Source organism: Streptomyces endocoffeicus, assembly GCF_016741935.1.
In the GTDB taxonomy this organism is placed as follows: Bacteria; Actinomycetota; Actinomycetes; order Streptomycetales; family Streptomycetaceae; genus Streptomyces; species Streptomyces endocoffeicus.
This window is the reverse complement of the sequence record NZ_JAERRG010000042.1, coordinates 30,796-45,054: the sequence shown is the minus strand read 5'-3', so window position 1 is coordinate 45,054 and position 14,259 is coordinate 30,796. Positions and strand designations below refer to the sequence as shown.

Sequence of the window (14,259 nt, the reverse complement as noted above, 5' to 3'; positions counted from 1 at the left end):
AAGGTTGTTCCATGTCGAACCCCGATGCCGGCAGCCCGGTACTCGCGGTCATTGAGCGTCATGCGCGGACCCGGGGTGACGCGCCCGCGATCCTCGTGCCGGGCGACCCGGCCGGGCTGAGCTACCGGCGCCTGGCCGGCCGCGTGCACGCCGTCCGCGCGGCGCTGACCGGGCTGGGGGTGCGCCCCGGGCACCGGGTCGCGGTGGTCCCCGGAGAGGACGCCGACAGCGCCGCGCTGCTGCTCGGCGTGCTCGCCGCCGCGGCGTGCTGCCCGGTCAACCCACTCTGGTCGGCCGCCGAGACCCAGGACTACCTGGACACCCTCGATGTCGCGCTGATCGTGCTGGCCGACGGAGCCGGAACCGCCGCCGCGCAGCAGGTGGCGGCGGCCAAGGCACCGGCGGTGACACTCCGGTTCACCGGCGAGGACGTGGTGGTGGAGGAGCGGGGCGGCGGCCGCCCGGCCGAGACGGCGGCGACCGGGCCGTATCCGGACGAGGCGCTGCTGCTGCGGACCTCGGGTACGACCTCCATCGGCAAGGTCGTGTCCCTCAGCGCCGCCGGCGTGGTCGCGGCCGCCCAGGCCACGGTGGACGCCTACCATCTGACCGACTCCGACCGCCGGTTCAACATCATGCCGTTCTTCCACGTTCAGGGCCTGGTCGGTTCGCTGATCGCCTCGCTGCTCCCGGGCGGCAGCATCGTCTGCGCGCCGGCCCCGGACCCGGCCACCGCACTGCGGCACGCGCTGGACAGCGAGGCGACCTGGCTCTCGGCCACCCCGACCATGCACCGGCTGATGGTGCGGCACGTCCCCCGGGACCGCGAGTGGCCCGGCCCGCTGCGCTTCGTCCGCTGCGGCTCCGGGGCCCTGACCGCGGGCCTGCGGGCCGAGCTCGAGACCGGCTACGGCCTGCCGGTGGTCGAGTCGTACGGGATGTCCGAGGCGCACCAGATCGCCTCGACTCCGCTGCCGGGCGATCCGGGCGCCGCCGGGCTCGTCCCCACCGGCTCCGAGGTCGCGGTCCTCGAGCGGCACGGTCAGGTCAGCACCGCGGCGGACGCGTCCGGCGAGATCGTCATCCGCGGTGCGAACGTCATGCACGGGTACGTGTGGCCGCCCGGCCTGGAGTCCCCGTTCGTTCGCGGCGGCTCCGCCAGCGACACCGGCGACACCGGCGACGCGCAAGGGGCCGGCTGGCTGCGCACCGGTGACCTGGGCCGGTTGCTGCCGGACGGCTCGTTCCTGATCACCGGGCGGGTCAAGGAGATGGTCAACGTGGGCGGCGAGAAGGTGTCGCCGTTCGAGGTGGAGGCCGCGATGCTGAGCCATCCCGCGGTGGCCGAGGCGGTCGCGTTCGGCATCCCCGACCCGGTCCGCGACGAACAGCTCGGTGCCGTGCTCGTGCTCGGGCCGGGCGCGACGCTGGGCGACGAGGAGTTCCGGGCGTACCTCGGGCAGCGGCTCGCTCCGGTCAAGGTGCCCCGGCTCTTCCTGCGCCGCGCGGACATCCCGGTCGCCGAATCCGGCAAGATCCAGCGCGGCTCGCTGGCCAAGGTGCTGGCCGAGGAGCTGACCGCGGCCGAGCCGACGGCGGAACCGGACGGGCGGACCGCCCCCCGGACGCCGGTCGAGGCCATGGTCAAGGGGCTGTGGTCGCTCGTGCTCAAGCGGGAGGATATCGGCGTGGACAACGATTTCATGGCCCTGGGCGGGGACTCGATGGCCGGGATGGTGCTGCTGAGCCTGGTCGAGGACAGCCTCGGCGTGGCCATCACCCCGGCTGAGCTCTTCACCGACATCACGACGATCGAGGCGATGGCCGCGGCGATCGGCGAGCGGACATCCGACACCACGAGGGGAGCCGGCCGATGACCGAGTCGGACAAGCACCGGTTGCTGGTGCCGGACGACAAAGTCCTCGCCGGCGGCCTGATGAGCGTGCCCATTATCTACCGGTTCCGTGGACCACTGGACCGGGCCGCGCTCAGCCGTGCGCTCGACCGGGTGGTGGACCGGCACGAGGCGCTGCGGATCACATACGAGCGGGCCGGGCTGCGCAGGCTGCGCGAGCACGTCCTGCCTCCTGGCGTTCACCTGCCGCTGAGCGAGAGCGTCGTGTCCGAGCCGGATGAGGCCGAGCGGCTGATGGCCGCGCGCATGGCCGAGATGTTCGACCCGGACGGCCTGCCGCTCACGGCCGACCTGTACCGGCTGGCCGACACCGAGCAGCTTCTGCTGATCAACGTGAACCACCGGGTCACCGACGCGTGGTCGAACGCCCTGATCCGCCGCGACCTGGCCCGGTTCTACAACGCCGAAACCGGTGTGGCGACCGAGCCGCTCCCTGCCGTCGAGTGGCTGCCCGGCGACTACTACACCTGGCGGGATGCCCGGCTGGCCGGTGAGCCGGGCCGCCGCCACGCCGAGTACTGGGACCGGCAGGCGCCGCTGCTGAAGTGGGCCGGGCTGCGTCAGCGGGCGGAGAAGTTCGGCGAGCGGCGGCCGCCGTCCAGAACGGTCGATATCGCGTTCGCACCCGGCGATGTGGCCGCGCTACGGGAACTCGCCACCGCCGAGCGCACCACGTTGTACGCGGCGCTGCTGGCCCTGTTGTACGGCGTGCTGCACGCGGCGACCGAGGAACTCGGGCTGGTGGTCTGCTCGATCCACGCCAACCGGATCCGCCCCGAGGCCTGGAACACCGTCGGGCAGTTCGCCAATCTGACCTATCTGCGGGTGGACCTGCCCTCCGAGCCCACGTTCCGGGACGTGTTGCGGCTGACCCGGACCACGTCCCTGGACGCGATGGCCCACCAGGAGTACCCGATCTTCAATGTGGTGACCCACCCCGGCACGACGCCGCGGACCGTGTCCCGGGCCGGCGAGGTGGCGTTCAACATGCTGGCCACGCCGCCGAACGCGGACGGCGCCGCCGGGACGGACTTCAACGGCCTGGAGGCGGTGGCGCTGCCCTTCCCCGCCGGCGTGAGCAGCCACTTCGACCTGGAACTGTTCATCACCCCCCGGCCGGACGGGCTGAACGGAGTGCTGCGCTGGGCCGAGGGGGTCTATCCACCGGAGCTCGTGTCCGCGATGGCGGACACCTACGCGTCAATGGTTTCGGCAGTGGCACAGGACCCGGACGTGGCGCTGTCCGGGTTTCTCAAACGCTTCCGATGAGCCCTTCGCGGGTCCCTTCACGGGTCCTCGCGGGCACTCAGCCGATCATGAACTGGCCGCCGTCGACGTGAATGGCGGCGCCAGTGATGGCCGCGGACCGCTCGGCCGCGAGGAACGCGCACGCCCAGGCGATCTCCGCGGGCTTGGGCTGCCGCTTGATCGCGATGGTCTCCCGGGCGAACCGCTCCGACCGCCCGGGAGTCATCCCCGGATGGGTCTCCAAGTCGCGGACGGTGTCGGCGAATCCCGGGTTGATGTCGTTCACCGTGATCCCGAACGGCCCGAGGCTGCGGGACAGGGAGCGGGTAAGGGTCCGCAATCCGCCCTTGGCGGTGGAGTGGGGGATCCGGGTCGGGCCGCCGATCCAGCCGTCCGGCCCGTTCATGTGCACGATCCGGCCCCAGCCGCGCTCGCGCATCCCCGGCGCGAACGCTTTGGCGAGGTGCCACGACGCGGTCAGTTGCTGGTTGAGGTGGTGGTGCCAGTCCTCGTCCGTCGTCTCCCAGAAGTCCTTGTGCAGCCGCCGGGCGGCGTTGCTCACGTAGATGTCGACGTGCCCGAACGCCTGTTCCGCCTGGGCCTTTAATTCCAGCACCGTCGACTTCTCGGCCGCGTCGCCGAGCACGACGATGGCCTTCGCGCCGAGGGCTTCCGCCTCCTCCTTGACCTGGTTGGCCTCGTCCGCGTTCGACCTCGAGTTGATGACGACGTTCGCGCCGCGGGCAGCGAACTCGAGGACGATCGCCTTGCCGAGATTACGGCCGGAGCCGGTGACGAGCAGCGTCTTCCCTGCGATCCCGAACTCATCGGTCATGGTGTTCCGCCTCTCTCCTGGCGTCCCTGGCCTTGGTGTTGGTGCCTGCTGACTCAGTGGCTCGATGGTGCCCGCCGGCTCAGTGGCTCGATGGTGGAGGATGGGGCAGGGATCTTGGAAAGAATAGGCGACGATATGAGTTGAGGCGAGGATCCTGCTCGAGTGGTCGCCAACCTCTGGTTGACTCTCCCGTATGACCACATCGGCTGATCTGGATTCCGCCGCGCCACCCGCGTGGTACACCGCCGCGCTGGCCACGCCGGTCACCGAACGCGAGATCACGGTGGAGGGCACCCCGATCGCCTACCGGGCCTGGGGTGAGCCGACCGGGCGGGGCATCGTACTCGTGCACGGGGCCGCCGCACATTCTCGCTGGTGGGATCATGTCGGCCCGCTGCTGGTCAGCGGCCGGCGGGTGGTCGCGCTGGACCTGTCCGGGCACGGCGACAGCGGTAGGCGCGACGCGTACGGCCTCGAGATCTGGATGCGTGAAGTGCTCGCCGTCATCGCGGACGCGGGGCTCGACGTGCCGCCGGTGGTGATCGGGCACAGCCTGGGAGGCGCGGTGACGCTCCGGCTGGCCGCGCTGTCCGGGTACCCCATCGAGGGGGCCGTCCTGATCGATTCTCCCATGATCGGCCCAGTGGCGGATAAACGCGCGACCCGGGAACGGCGCGCCTTCGGGGCGGCGACACGCCTCTATCCCTCGCGTGAGGCGATCATCAGCCAGTTCAGTCCCATGCCCAGCCAACCGGTGCTCGGCTACGTCGCCGATCATGTCGCCGCCACGTCCATCCGCGAGGTGCCCGGTGGTTGGACATGGAAATGGGACCCCGCGATATTCGCGCGGGAGCGGGTCGAAAACCCGTTGGTCCGACTGGACTGCCGGGTGGCGCTGGTGCACGCCGAGCATGGCATGGTCTCGGCGGAACGCCGCGACGCCATGTATGACCAGCTCGGCCGGGTCGCCTCAGTCGTCGAGGTCCCCGGCGCGAGACATCACATCATGCTCGACCAGCCCCTCGCGCTTATCGCCACCATCCGCACCCTGCTCTCCGATTGGGCGCATTCCCTACCGTCCTCCGGCGTCGGCCGACCGTACCGACGGGCAGAGCGAGATCGTCGCCGTTGACCGGTGCGCATGCGGCCCTTAGCGTGTGCGCATGTCCACTTCGAGCGGCATGTTCCACCAGCGCCGAGAGATGGCCGAGTCCTACGGCGCCGACGCCGAGCGCTATGACCGCGCCCGCACGAGCTTTCCCCCGGCCCTGATCGAGGCCATCACCAGCTCCGCTCCGGCCACCGCGGTCGACGTCGGCTGCGGTACCGGCGTCGTCGCCCGCCTTTTGCAGGAGACGGGCTGTCAGGTCCTCGGCGTCGAACCCGACGAGCGCTCGGCCGCATACGCCCGCTCGCGCGGGCTCGACGTCGAGGTGTCCACCTTCGAGGCCTGGGACCCCGCCGGCCGCTTGTTCGACGCCGTCGTGGCGGGCCGGACCTGGCACTGGATTGACCCGCTGGCCGGCGCGGCCAAGGCAGCGACCGCTCTGCGCCCCGGTGGCCGACTCACCATCTTCTGGAACGCCAGCGAAACCCCAAGGGAACTCGCCCAGGCGTTCCTCGAGATCAACCGGCGCATGTTCCCCGAAAACGCGACGCTCCTCAAGAATTCCACCTCGACCTTCGAGTCCTGTACCAGGAGCGTGACCAAAGCCGGCGACACCATCCGGGAAGCGGGTGGCTTCGCCGAACCGGACTTCCTGCGCTTCGACTGGGAGCGCACCTACACCCGCGACGAATGGCTCGACGTCCTTCCCACGCTGAGCGCCTACACCCGGCTCTCCTCCGACAGACGCGACGAACTCCTGGCCGCCATGGGGGACGCGATCGACACCCACGGCGGCAGTTTCTCCATGCGGTACGCGACCCTGGCCGTCACCGCCACCCGCACCTGAGGATGATTCATATCGGTGTTGCGAGGAGCTCAAGCTGATACGGCTCCCCTGACCGGCCCGCGTGCCCTGGCTCGCAGGGCCAGGGCGATGAGGGCCGCGTCCTCGGGACGGCGTACGTCGTGGCCGGTGAGTTCGCAGAAGCGGTTGAAGCGGTGTTGCACGGTGTTGCGGTGGCAGTACACAGCCGCGGCCGTATCGGCTATCGCACCGTTCCCGGTGAGATGGACATGCACCGTGCGCAGCAGCCGGTCCTTCTCCGCGCCGGTGACGTCAGGCCGGTCGAGTCCGCCGAGCACATCGTCGACGAGGTCGTCCGCGAGATCCGAGGTGTGGTGCACGAGGACGTCCAGCCAGCTGTCCCGCAGCCACCGCGGCCCGCGGGCGTCCACGGGCAGGCTGCGTGCCGTGGTGATGGCCAGCCGGACGGCACGCGGTACGTCGGCCAGGCGGTCGGCGGCCGATGACACCCCGCAGGGCGTCTCCCCGAGATGTTCCAGGACGGTGCGGGCGGTGGTGCGCGGCCCGAGCCGGGCGGTGAGGACCACCGCCGAGTCGAGGGCCTGCTGCTGGACCGGGACCCCCGCGGTGCGCAGCTCCGTGGCGGCCCGGCGGAGGGCGGCGCCGTGCTGGGCCGCGGCAGCCGCGCACAGGTATTCCCCGTTGACCTGGAAGCCGAGGGCCAGCGCGGCGTCACCCACCACGGTCGGGTTGCGGCCGTCGCAGTCCATCAGGCGGGCGAACCACATCTGGCGCTCGTCGTCGGCCCGCCGCCCCATCTCCAGCACAGTGCGCTGGTACGCGGTCATGATGCCGGTGACATGACGCTCGACCGCCTCCCAGACGTAGTACGCGGAGGCCACCAGATGTGTCATGTTGCGCTCCTCGGCGCGCCGGACCAGCGCGGTCCACACCACCCGGAAGTCCAGCCGCGCCGCGTCCAGCAGGGCGTCCAGCGGCACACCCTGCCGCGCGCGTCGTGTGCCCACCCGTTCCGACACCTCGGCGATGTGCCCGGTCACGGGCAGCTCGGCCACGGTGCGCAGCAGCATCTCCAGGGCGTCGCGCGCGGAGTCCCGGAAGTCCGCGTCCGGTACGCGGTCGGCGTATGCCCTGCGCACCGGGCTCACCACGTCGATCCACAGCTCGATCAGTCCGTCGAGGTCCTCCAGACATGCCCGGGCGAGCTCGGCGATGCGTGGATCGGGCGGAGGGAAGGCTTCGGCCGCGTTGTGCATGTGCACGATATTGGTCGGTGGATCGGATGCATTTCAACCTTGGCCGGAATCTCTTTCCCCGTGATTCTGGTGTCACCCCGCGAAGAACACGTTCCGGACATCACCATCCAGGAGGTTTGTGGCAGTGCATCTGACCCCTCGCGAGCTGGAGCGAGTGCAGCTCTTCACCGTCGCCGAACTGGCCCGCCGCCGCCGTGCGCGCGGGCGGCGGCTGAACGCTCCCGAAGCCATCGCGCTCATCTGTGACGAGGTGCTGGAGGCGGCCTGGGACGGTGCCACCCTGGACGAGGCGATCGCGGCCGGCCGCTCGGTCCTGACCGCGGACGACGTGGCGGACGGGGTCCCCGCCCTGATCAGCACGGTCCAGGTGGAGGCGATGTTCCCGAGCGGGACGTCACTGGTCGCGATCGAGACCCCGATCGAGACCCCGATCAGCGGCGGTGGTGGCGAAGATCCGGGCCCGGGCGCGGTACGTCCGGCCCACGAGCCGGTGGCGATCAACGCCGGACGGCGCCGGGCCCGGCTCACGATCCGCAACACCGGCGACCGGACCGTCTTCCTCTCCTCGCACTATCCGCTGAGCGAGGCCAACCCCGCCCTGGAGCTGGACCGCGAGGCCGCCGCCGGGATGCGGCTGGACATCGCCGCGGGGACCGCGCTCGCCTTCGAGCCGGGTACGGCACGCGAAGTCGCCGTAGTGGTCGCCCGCCATCACCGGGCGGACGGCGACGGCGACGGCGACGGCGACCGAGAAGAAGACCGGGCAGAGCGGCAGGAGACGGCATGACGCGGATCGACCGCCGTACGTACAACACCCTCTACGGCCCCACTACCGGTGACCGCGTCCGCCTCGGCGACACCTGTCTGTGGATCGAGGTGGAGACCGACGACGGCACCCCCGGCGATGAACTGCTCGGTGGCTGCGGCAAGACCGTCCGTGACGGGCTGCTGGCCTCCCCGCGCTCCGACCGGGCCTCGGCCCTGGACCTGGTGGTCTCCAGTGTGCTGCTGATGGATCCCGTGCTGGGCATCCGCAAGACCGACATCGGCGTCAAGGACGGCCGGATCGTCGCGGTCGGGGGAGTGGGCAACCCGGATCTGATGCCGGTGGACTTCGCCATCGACTCGCACACCGCGGTGGTCACGGGAGAGGGGCTGATCGCCACCCCGGGCATCGTCGACAGCCATGTGCATCTGTCCTCGCCCCAGGTGGCCCCCGCCGCGCTCGCCTCCGGTGTCACCACGGTCGTGGGCATGGGGCTCGGCGGGGTGTGGGACATCGGCTGCAACCCGGCCCACAATCTGCACACCCTGATGAGCGCATGGCGCGGCACCCCGCTCAATGTGGCCTTCCTCGGCCGTGGTTCCTCCAGCTCCCGCGCCCTGCTGGACGAGTCGGTGCTCGCCGGGGCCGGTGGCTTCAAGATCCATGAGGACTTCGGGGCCACTCCGCGCATCATCGACACCTGTCTGGCCACGGCGGAACACGCCGATCTGCCCGTGGCGCTGCACACCGACTCGATGAACGAATCGGGCTATCTGCGCGACACCATCGGCGCCACCCGCGGCCGCACCGTGCACGCGTACCACGTGGAGGGCGGCGGCGGACACCCCGATCTGCTGGAGATCCTCTCCGAGCCGCACATCCTGCCGTCCTCGACCACCCCCACCATCCCGTACACGGCGAACACCGTCGGTGAGCTGTTCCCGATGACGATGACCGTGCACCGGCAGAACCACCATGTGCACAGCGACGTCGAGATCTCCCGGGGCCGCATCCGCGGCCATGCCATCGCGGCCGAGAACGCGCTGCACGACCTCGGCGCCATCAGCATCGTCAACTCCGACTCGATGGGCATGGGCCGGATCGCCGAAACCGTACGCCGCACCTGGCAACTCGCCCATGTCCAGGCGCTGCGGGCGGGCGAGGGCGGAGCGGAGGTACCCGCGAACGAGCGGGTGCTGCGCTATCTCGCCAAGATCACCCTCAACCCCGCGATCGCCCACGGCCTCGCCCACGAGGTGGGCACCCTGCAACCCGGACGCCTCGCCGATCTGGTGCTGTGGCATCCGGCGTGGTTCGGCACCAAGCCCGAACTCGTCCTCAAGGGCGGCTTCGTGGCCTGGGGCAACAGCGGCTCCGGCTCCGGTTCCACCCGGCTCACCCAGCCCCGTACCTACGGTCCGTACTTCGGCGGCCTCGGCGACGCGCCGTCCCGGCTCTCCCGGGTCTTCGTGGCCCAGGCCGCGCTCGACGACACCCGGGCCCGCGCCGCCCTCCCCGGCGGACTGCGCTACGCGGCGGTGCGCGGCGCCCGCGGGCTCAGCCGCGCCGACATGCTGCACAACACCGCCACCCCGCGTGTCGAGGTGCCCCGCGAACCCGCCCCCGTCCTCGTCGACGGCCTGCCGACCACCACCGAACCCGCCACCGCTCTGCCGCTCGCCCAGCTCCACCATCTGGCCTGACCCGAGGCCATCCGTACCGCACCGCTCGCACCGAGGTCACCGGCAACCCCGTCGACCCGAGCGCACGGCCGTTTCCCTCCCTCCTCGCTGCCGCCACCGGCCGGCACCGTCCCCCTGGAGACCCTGTGAGCACCGCCACGACCGTGCCCCCGCGCCCCGGCGCGGGAGACATCAAACGCCTGCTGACCGCCGCGTTCATCGGCACCGCCCTGGAGTGGTACGACTACTTCCTCTACGGCACCGCCGCCGCGCTCGTCTTCAACAAGCTCTTCTTCCCCTCCCTCGACCCGGCCACCGCGACCATCGCCTCCTTCGTCACCTTCGCCGTGGGCTTCGTGGCCCGGCCCATCGGCGCCGCGATCTTCGGACACATCGGCGACCGCTACGGACGCAAGGCGGCGCTCATCATCACCGTCGTCCTGATGGGCGCCTCCACCGGCTGCATCGGACTGCTCCCGGACTACGGCGCGATCGGCATCTGGGCACCCGCGCTGCTCGCCGCGCTCCGCTTTCTGCAGGGCATCTCGGTCGGCGGCGAATGGAGCGGCGCCATGCTGCTCACCCTGGAGCACACCCCGAAGGAGAAGCACGGCAGCTACTCCTCCATTCCCCAACTCGGCTCGCCCGTCGGGACGTTGCTCTCCAGTGGCGCCTTCGCCCTCGTCGGGACGCTGCCCGACGACGCCTTCTACGCCTGGGGGTGGCGGATCCCCTTCCTCGCCGCCTTCGCGCTGCTCGCCTTCGCCCTCTATCTGCGGCTGCGCATCGAGGAGTCCCCGGTCTTCCGCGCCATGCGGGCCGACGCCGAGCGCGAAGGGCCCACGTCCGCCCCGCTGGTCGAGGCGTTCCGCCGGGCCTGGGGGCGGATGCTCATCGGGGTGGCCGCGGCCTTCCTGGGCATCGGCGGCTTCTTCCTGCTGACCACGTATGTGATCTCCTACGGCACCGAGCGGCTCTCCATCGGCAAGTCCACGATGATCAACGCCACTCTGCTGGCGGCCGTCGCCGAGATCGCCGTCATCGTGGTCGCCGGGCGGCTCGCCGACCGGATGGGCGCCTGGAAGGTGTGCACCATCGGCGGTATCGCCTCCGTGCTGGTGGCCTTCCCCACCTTCTGGCTCATCGACACCCGGCACACCGGGCTGGTGATACTCGGTGTCTCCCTGGGCGTCGCCGTCATCTCGATCCCGTACGCGGCGATCGGCGCCGTGGTCACCGGGATGTTTCCCGACACCGTGCGCTACAGCGCGGTGGCCATGGCCTACAACCTCGCCGGTGTGCTCGGCGGTCTGGTGCCCCTGGTCGCCGCCTGGCTGACCGGTCTCGCCGACGGCGCCTCCTGGGGCGTGGCACTGCTCCTGATCCTCATCGCGGCCTGCACGGCGACCGGTTCCTATCTCGCGGGACCGCCGCTGCGCCGCCGTCTCGGCCCGGACCACCCCGAACACCATGAACACCCCGCGACCGCGAAGGCCACCGCATGACACCGCCGCACCCCGCCCGCACCGGCGGGCAGATCCTGATCGACCAGCTCGTCCGGCACGGTGTCGACACCGTGTACGGCGTCCCCGGCGAAAGCTATCTCGACGCGCTCGACGCCCTCCACGACGCCCCCGTGCGGATGGTCGTGTGCCGCCACGAGGGCGGCGCGGGCTATATGGCCGAGGCGTACGGGAAGCTCACCGGCCGCCCCGGCGTGTGCTTCACCACCCGCGGCCCCGGCGCCACCAACGCCCTGGTCGCCCTGCACACCGCCGACCAGGACGCCACCCCGCTCGTACTCTTCATCGGGCTGGTGCCACGTGGCCACACCGACCGCCGCTCCTTCCAGGAGCTCGATCTGCGCGCCACCTTCGGCGCCTGCGCCAAGCTCGTCGAGACCATCGACGACGCCGCCCGGATCCCCGAACACCTCGCCCGCGCCTTCGCCACCGCCACCGGCGGCCGCCCCGGCCCGGTCGTCCTCGGACTGCCCGAGGACATGCTGACCGATACGGTACGGGTGGCCGACGCGGCCCCGGCACCGGCGCCCGAAGGCGCCGTGTCCCCGCCCCAACTCGACGCCCTCACCGACCTGTTGGCGGCAGCCGAACGTCCCCTCGCGCTGCTCGGCGGCAGCCGCTGGACCCCCGGGGCACGGGCGGACGTCCGGACCTGGGCCGAGGAGTGGGCCCTGCCGGTCGCGGTCGACTTCCGCTGCCAGGACCTCTTCGACAACGACAGCGAGGGCTACGCCGGGGCCCTCGGCTACGGCCGGTCCGACGCGCTCGCCGCCCGGCTGCGCGACGCCGATCTGCTGATCTGCGTGGGCGCCGCGCCCGGCGACGTCACCACGGACGGCTTCACCCTGCTGCCCGCCGACGGACCGGGCCCGCGCATCGTCCTGGCCCTTCCCGAACCAGGGGCCCCGGGCCTGCTCCGCGCCCCCGACCTCACCCTGCTCGCCACCCCGGCGGCCTTCGGCCGGGCCGTACGGGACCGGGGGCCCGCCGGACCCGTGCCATGGGCCGCGCGGACCAAGGAGGACCGCGCCGCCCACCTCGCACACCGCGCCCCCGTCCACGACGACGACCGGCTGGACCTCGGCGCCGTCTTCGCCGAACTGGACTCCCGGCTGCCACCGGACACCATCGTCACCTTCGGCGCCGGAAACCACGCCCTGTGGGCTCAGCGCTTCCTCACCTACCGCGACGGCGCCCGCCAACTCGCCCCGCGCAACGGCTCCATGGGATACGGCATCCCCGCCGCGGTGGCCGCGGCCACCGCCCACCCCGGCCGTCAGGTGGTCTCCGTCGCCGGTGACGGCTGCTTCCTGATGAACGGCCAGGAGCTCGCCACCGCGGTGGCCTACGGCGCCACCCCGCTCGTCCTGGTCGTGGCCAACGGAACGTACGGCACCATCCGGCAGCACCAGGAGCGGCACTACCCCGGCCGGGTCAGCGGCACCGGCCTGGTCAACCCCGACTTCGCCGCCTACGCGCGCGCCTTCGGCGCCCACGGCGAAACCGTCACCACCACCGAGGAGTTCGCCCCCGCCCTGGACCGCGCGCTCCAGTGCGGTACCGCCGCCCTCATCGAGCTCAGGACCGAGGGCCGACTGGCCCCCGGAGAGACCGTCGCCACCACCGGAATCGTCGCCCACCCCGCCCAAGGAGCCCCCGGATGTCCGAACTGACCCTGCACAACGTCATCGACGGCGAACCCGTGGCGGTGGACGGGCGCATGGACCTGACCGACCCCGCCACCGGCGAGATCTACGGCACCGCACCCCGGTCCACCACCGCCGACGTCGCCACCGCGGTGGCCGCCGCCCGCCGGGCCTTCACCGCCTGGCGCCGGACCACACCGGCCCAGCGCCAGGCCGCCCTGCTGCGCCTGGCCGACCTGGTCGCCGAGAACGCCGACCGGCTGCTGGACGCGGAGGTGCGCTCCACGGGTAAGCCGCGGCAGACCACCCGGACCGTGGAGCTCGACCGGTGCGTGGACCAGTTGCGGTTCTTCGCCGGGGCCGCCCGGGTCCTGGAAGGACTGGGCGCGGGGGAATACGCCGAGGGCCACACCTCCTACGTCCGGCGGGAGCCGGTCGGTGTCATCGGCCAGGTGACCCCGTGGAACTACCCGCTGATGATGGCCGTGTGGAAGCTCGGCCCGGCCCTGGCCGCCGGCAACACGGTCGTCCTGAAGCCGTCCGACACCACGCCCTGGTCCACCGCGCTCCTCGGCGAACTCGCGGCCCCCGCCTTCCCGCCCGGTGTCGTCAACGTCGTCTGCGGCGACCGTGACACCGGGCGGGCCCTGGTCTGCCACCCGGACGTCGACATGGTCGCCATCACCGGCAGCACCCGGGCGGGATCCGAGGTCATGAGCGCCGCCGCGGTCGACCTGAAGAACATCCACCTGGAACTCGGCGGAAAGGCTCCCGCGATCGTCTTCGCCGACGTCGATCCGGTGCGCACCGCCCGCGCCCTGGCCGATGCCGCGTTCTTCAACGCGGGGCAGGACTGCACGGCCGTCACCCGGGTGCTCGTCCAGCGCGAGGCCCATGACGCTCTCCTCACGGCCCTTGTCGCGGCGGCGCGTGACACCCGCACCGGCGGGCCGGAGGAGGACGCGTTCTACGGCCCGCTCAACAACGCCGGCCAGGCCGAACGGGTGGCATCGGTCATCGCCGGACTGCCCGCCCACGCCACGGTGGAGACCGGTGGCACCCGGCTGGACCGCCCCGGCTACTTCTTCGCCCCGACCGTGGTCTCGGGTGTACGGCAGGACGACGCCGTGGTCCTGCGGGAGACCTTCGGACCGGTCGTCACCGTCCAGCCCTTCGACACGGAGGAGGAGGCCTTGGAGCTCGCGAACGGTGTCGACTACGGCCTGGCGTCCAGCGTCTGGACGACCGACCTGGGCCGCGCCACCCGTATCGGGGCAGAGCTGGACTTCGGCTGCGTCTGGTCGAACTGCCATCAGGTGATCCCGGCCGAGCTGCCCCACGGCGGCTACAAGCAGTCCGGCACCGGGCGGGACCTCAGCCGCTACGGCTTCGACGACTACACCCGGGTCAAGCACGTGATGATCTCCCACACCGCCCCCTGAACCACCCTCGTT

11 protein-coding genes are annotated in these 14,259 nt (G+C 71.6%); 9 read left to right on the top strand and 2 right to left on the bottom strand.

Translation table 11 applies throughout. The features are described 5' to 3' along the window. Positions 1 to 11 precede the first annotated feature (11 nt). Both JK364_RS48520 and JK364_RS48515 read left to right on the top strand, forming a co-directional pair. Positions 12 to 1,877 carry a non-ribosomal peptide synthetase gene (locus tag JK364_RS48520; RefSeq protein ID WP_201857856.1) on the top strand — a complete coding sequence of 622 codons (1,866 nt, stop codon included), beginning with the start codon at positions 12 to 14 and terminating at the stop codon, positions 1,875 to 1,877. Next, the gene (locus tag JK364_RS48515) at positions 1,874 to 3,184 is read left to right on the top strand and encodes a condensation domain-containing protein (protein ID WP_201857855.1); all 1,311 of its coding nucleotides are present in this window, start codon (positions 1,874 to 1,876) and stop codon (positions 3,182 to 3,184) included. Before JK364_RS48520 ends, JK364_RS48515 begins: the two co-directional genes overlap by 4 nt. A 37-nt stretch (positions 3,185 to 3,221) precedes the next feature. Here the strand turns inward: JK364_RS48515 and JK364_RS48510 are convergent, their stop codons facing one another. Then, positions 3,222 to 3,998, bottom strand: a complete 777-nt coding sequence (locus JK364_RS48510) for an SDR family NAD(P)-dependent oxidoreductase (protein WP_201857854.1) — start codon at positions 3,996 to 3,998, stop codon at positions 3,222 to 3,224. A gap of 193 nt (positions 3,999 to 4,191) precedes the next feature. Here JK364_RS48510 and JK364_RS48505 point away from each other — a divergent pair, with 193 nt between their 5' ends. Both JK364_RS48505 and JK364_RS48500 read left to right on the top strand, forming a co-directional pair. Beyond that, positions 4,192 to 5,130 carry an alpha/beta fold hydrolase gene (locus tag JK364_RS48505; protein WP_201857853.1) on the top strand — a complete coding sequence of 313 codons (939 nt, stop codon included), beginning with the start codon at positions 4,192 to 4,194 and terminating at the stop codon, positions 5,128 to 5,130. 31 nt (positions 5,131 to 5,161) lie between these two features. Further along, the gene (locus tag JK364_RS48500) at positions 5,162 to 5,953 is read left to right on the top strand and encodes a class I SAM-dependent methyltransferase (protein WP_230993680.1); all 792 of its coding nucleotides are present in this window, start codon (positions 5,162 to 5,164) and stop codon (positions 5,951 to 5,953) included. A gap of 29 nt (positions 5,954 to 5,982) precedes the next feature. On the opposite strand, the gene JK364_RS48495 is transcribed toward JK364_RS48500, so the two are convergent. Beyond that, positions 5,983 to 7,188: an RsbRD N-terminal domain-containing protein gene (locus JK364_RS48495; RefSeq protein ID WP_201857852.1), complete on the bottom strand. Its 1,206-nt coding sequence runs from the start codon at positions 7,186 to 7,188 to the stop codon at positions 5,983 to 5,985. A gap of 124 nt (positions 7,189 to 7,312) precedes the next feature. On the opposite strand from JK364_RS48495, the gene ureA reads away from it, so the two are divergent. The 5 genes from ureA (at position 7,313) to JK364_RS48470 (ending at position 14,247) form a co-directional block, all read left to right on the top strand. Continuing rightward, positions 7,313 to 7,975: an urease subunit gamma gene (ureA, locus tag JK364_RS48490; RefSeq protein WP_201857851.1), complete on the top strand. Its 663-nt coding sequence runs from the start codon at positions 7,313 to 7,315 to the stop codon at positions 7,973 to 7,975. Further along, positions 7,972 to 9,657, top strand: coding sequence for an urease subunit alpha (locus tag JK364_RS48485; protein WP_201857850.1), 1,686 nt, complete (start codon positions 7,972 to 7,974; stop codon positions 9,655 to 9,657). The genes ureA and JK364_RS48485 overlap by 4 nt, the downstream gene beginning before the upstream one ends. A 125-nt stretch (positions 9,658 to 9,782) precedes the next feature. After that, positions 9,783 to 11,141, top strand: coding sequence for an MFS transporter (locus JK364_RS48480; RefSeq protein WP_201857849.1), 1,359 nt, complete (start codon positions 9,783 to 9,785; stop codon positions 11,139 to 11,141). Further along, entirely contained in the window at positions 11,138 to 12,832 is a 1,695-nt protein-coding gene (locus tag JK364_RS48475) for a thiamine pyrophosphate-dependent enzyme (RefSeq protein WP_201857848.1), read from the top strand. The genes JK364_RS48480 and JK364_RS48475 overlap by 4 nt, the downstream gene beginning before the upstream one ends. Continuing rightward, complete coding sequence (locus JK364_RS48470; protein ID WP_201857847.1) at positions 12,820 to 14,247, top strand: aminobutyraldehyde dehydrogenase; 1,428 nt, start codon at positions 12,820 to 12,822, stop codon at positions 14,245 to 14,247. The genes JK364_RS48475 and JK364_RS48470 overlap by 13 nt, the downstream gene beginning before the upstream one ends. Positions 14,248 to 14,259 lie beyond the last annotated feature (12 nt).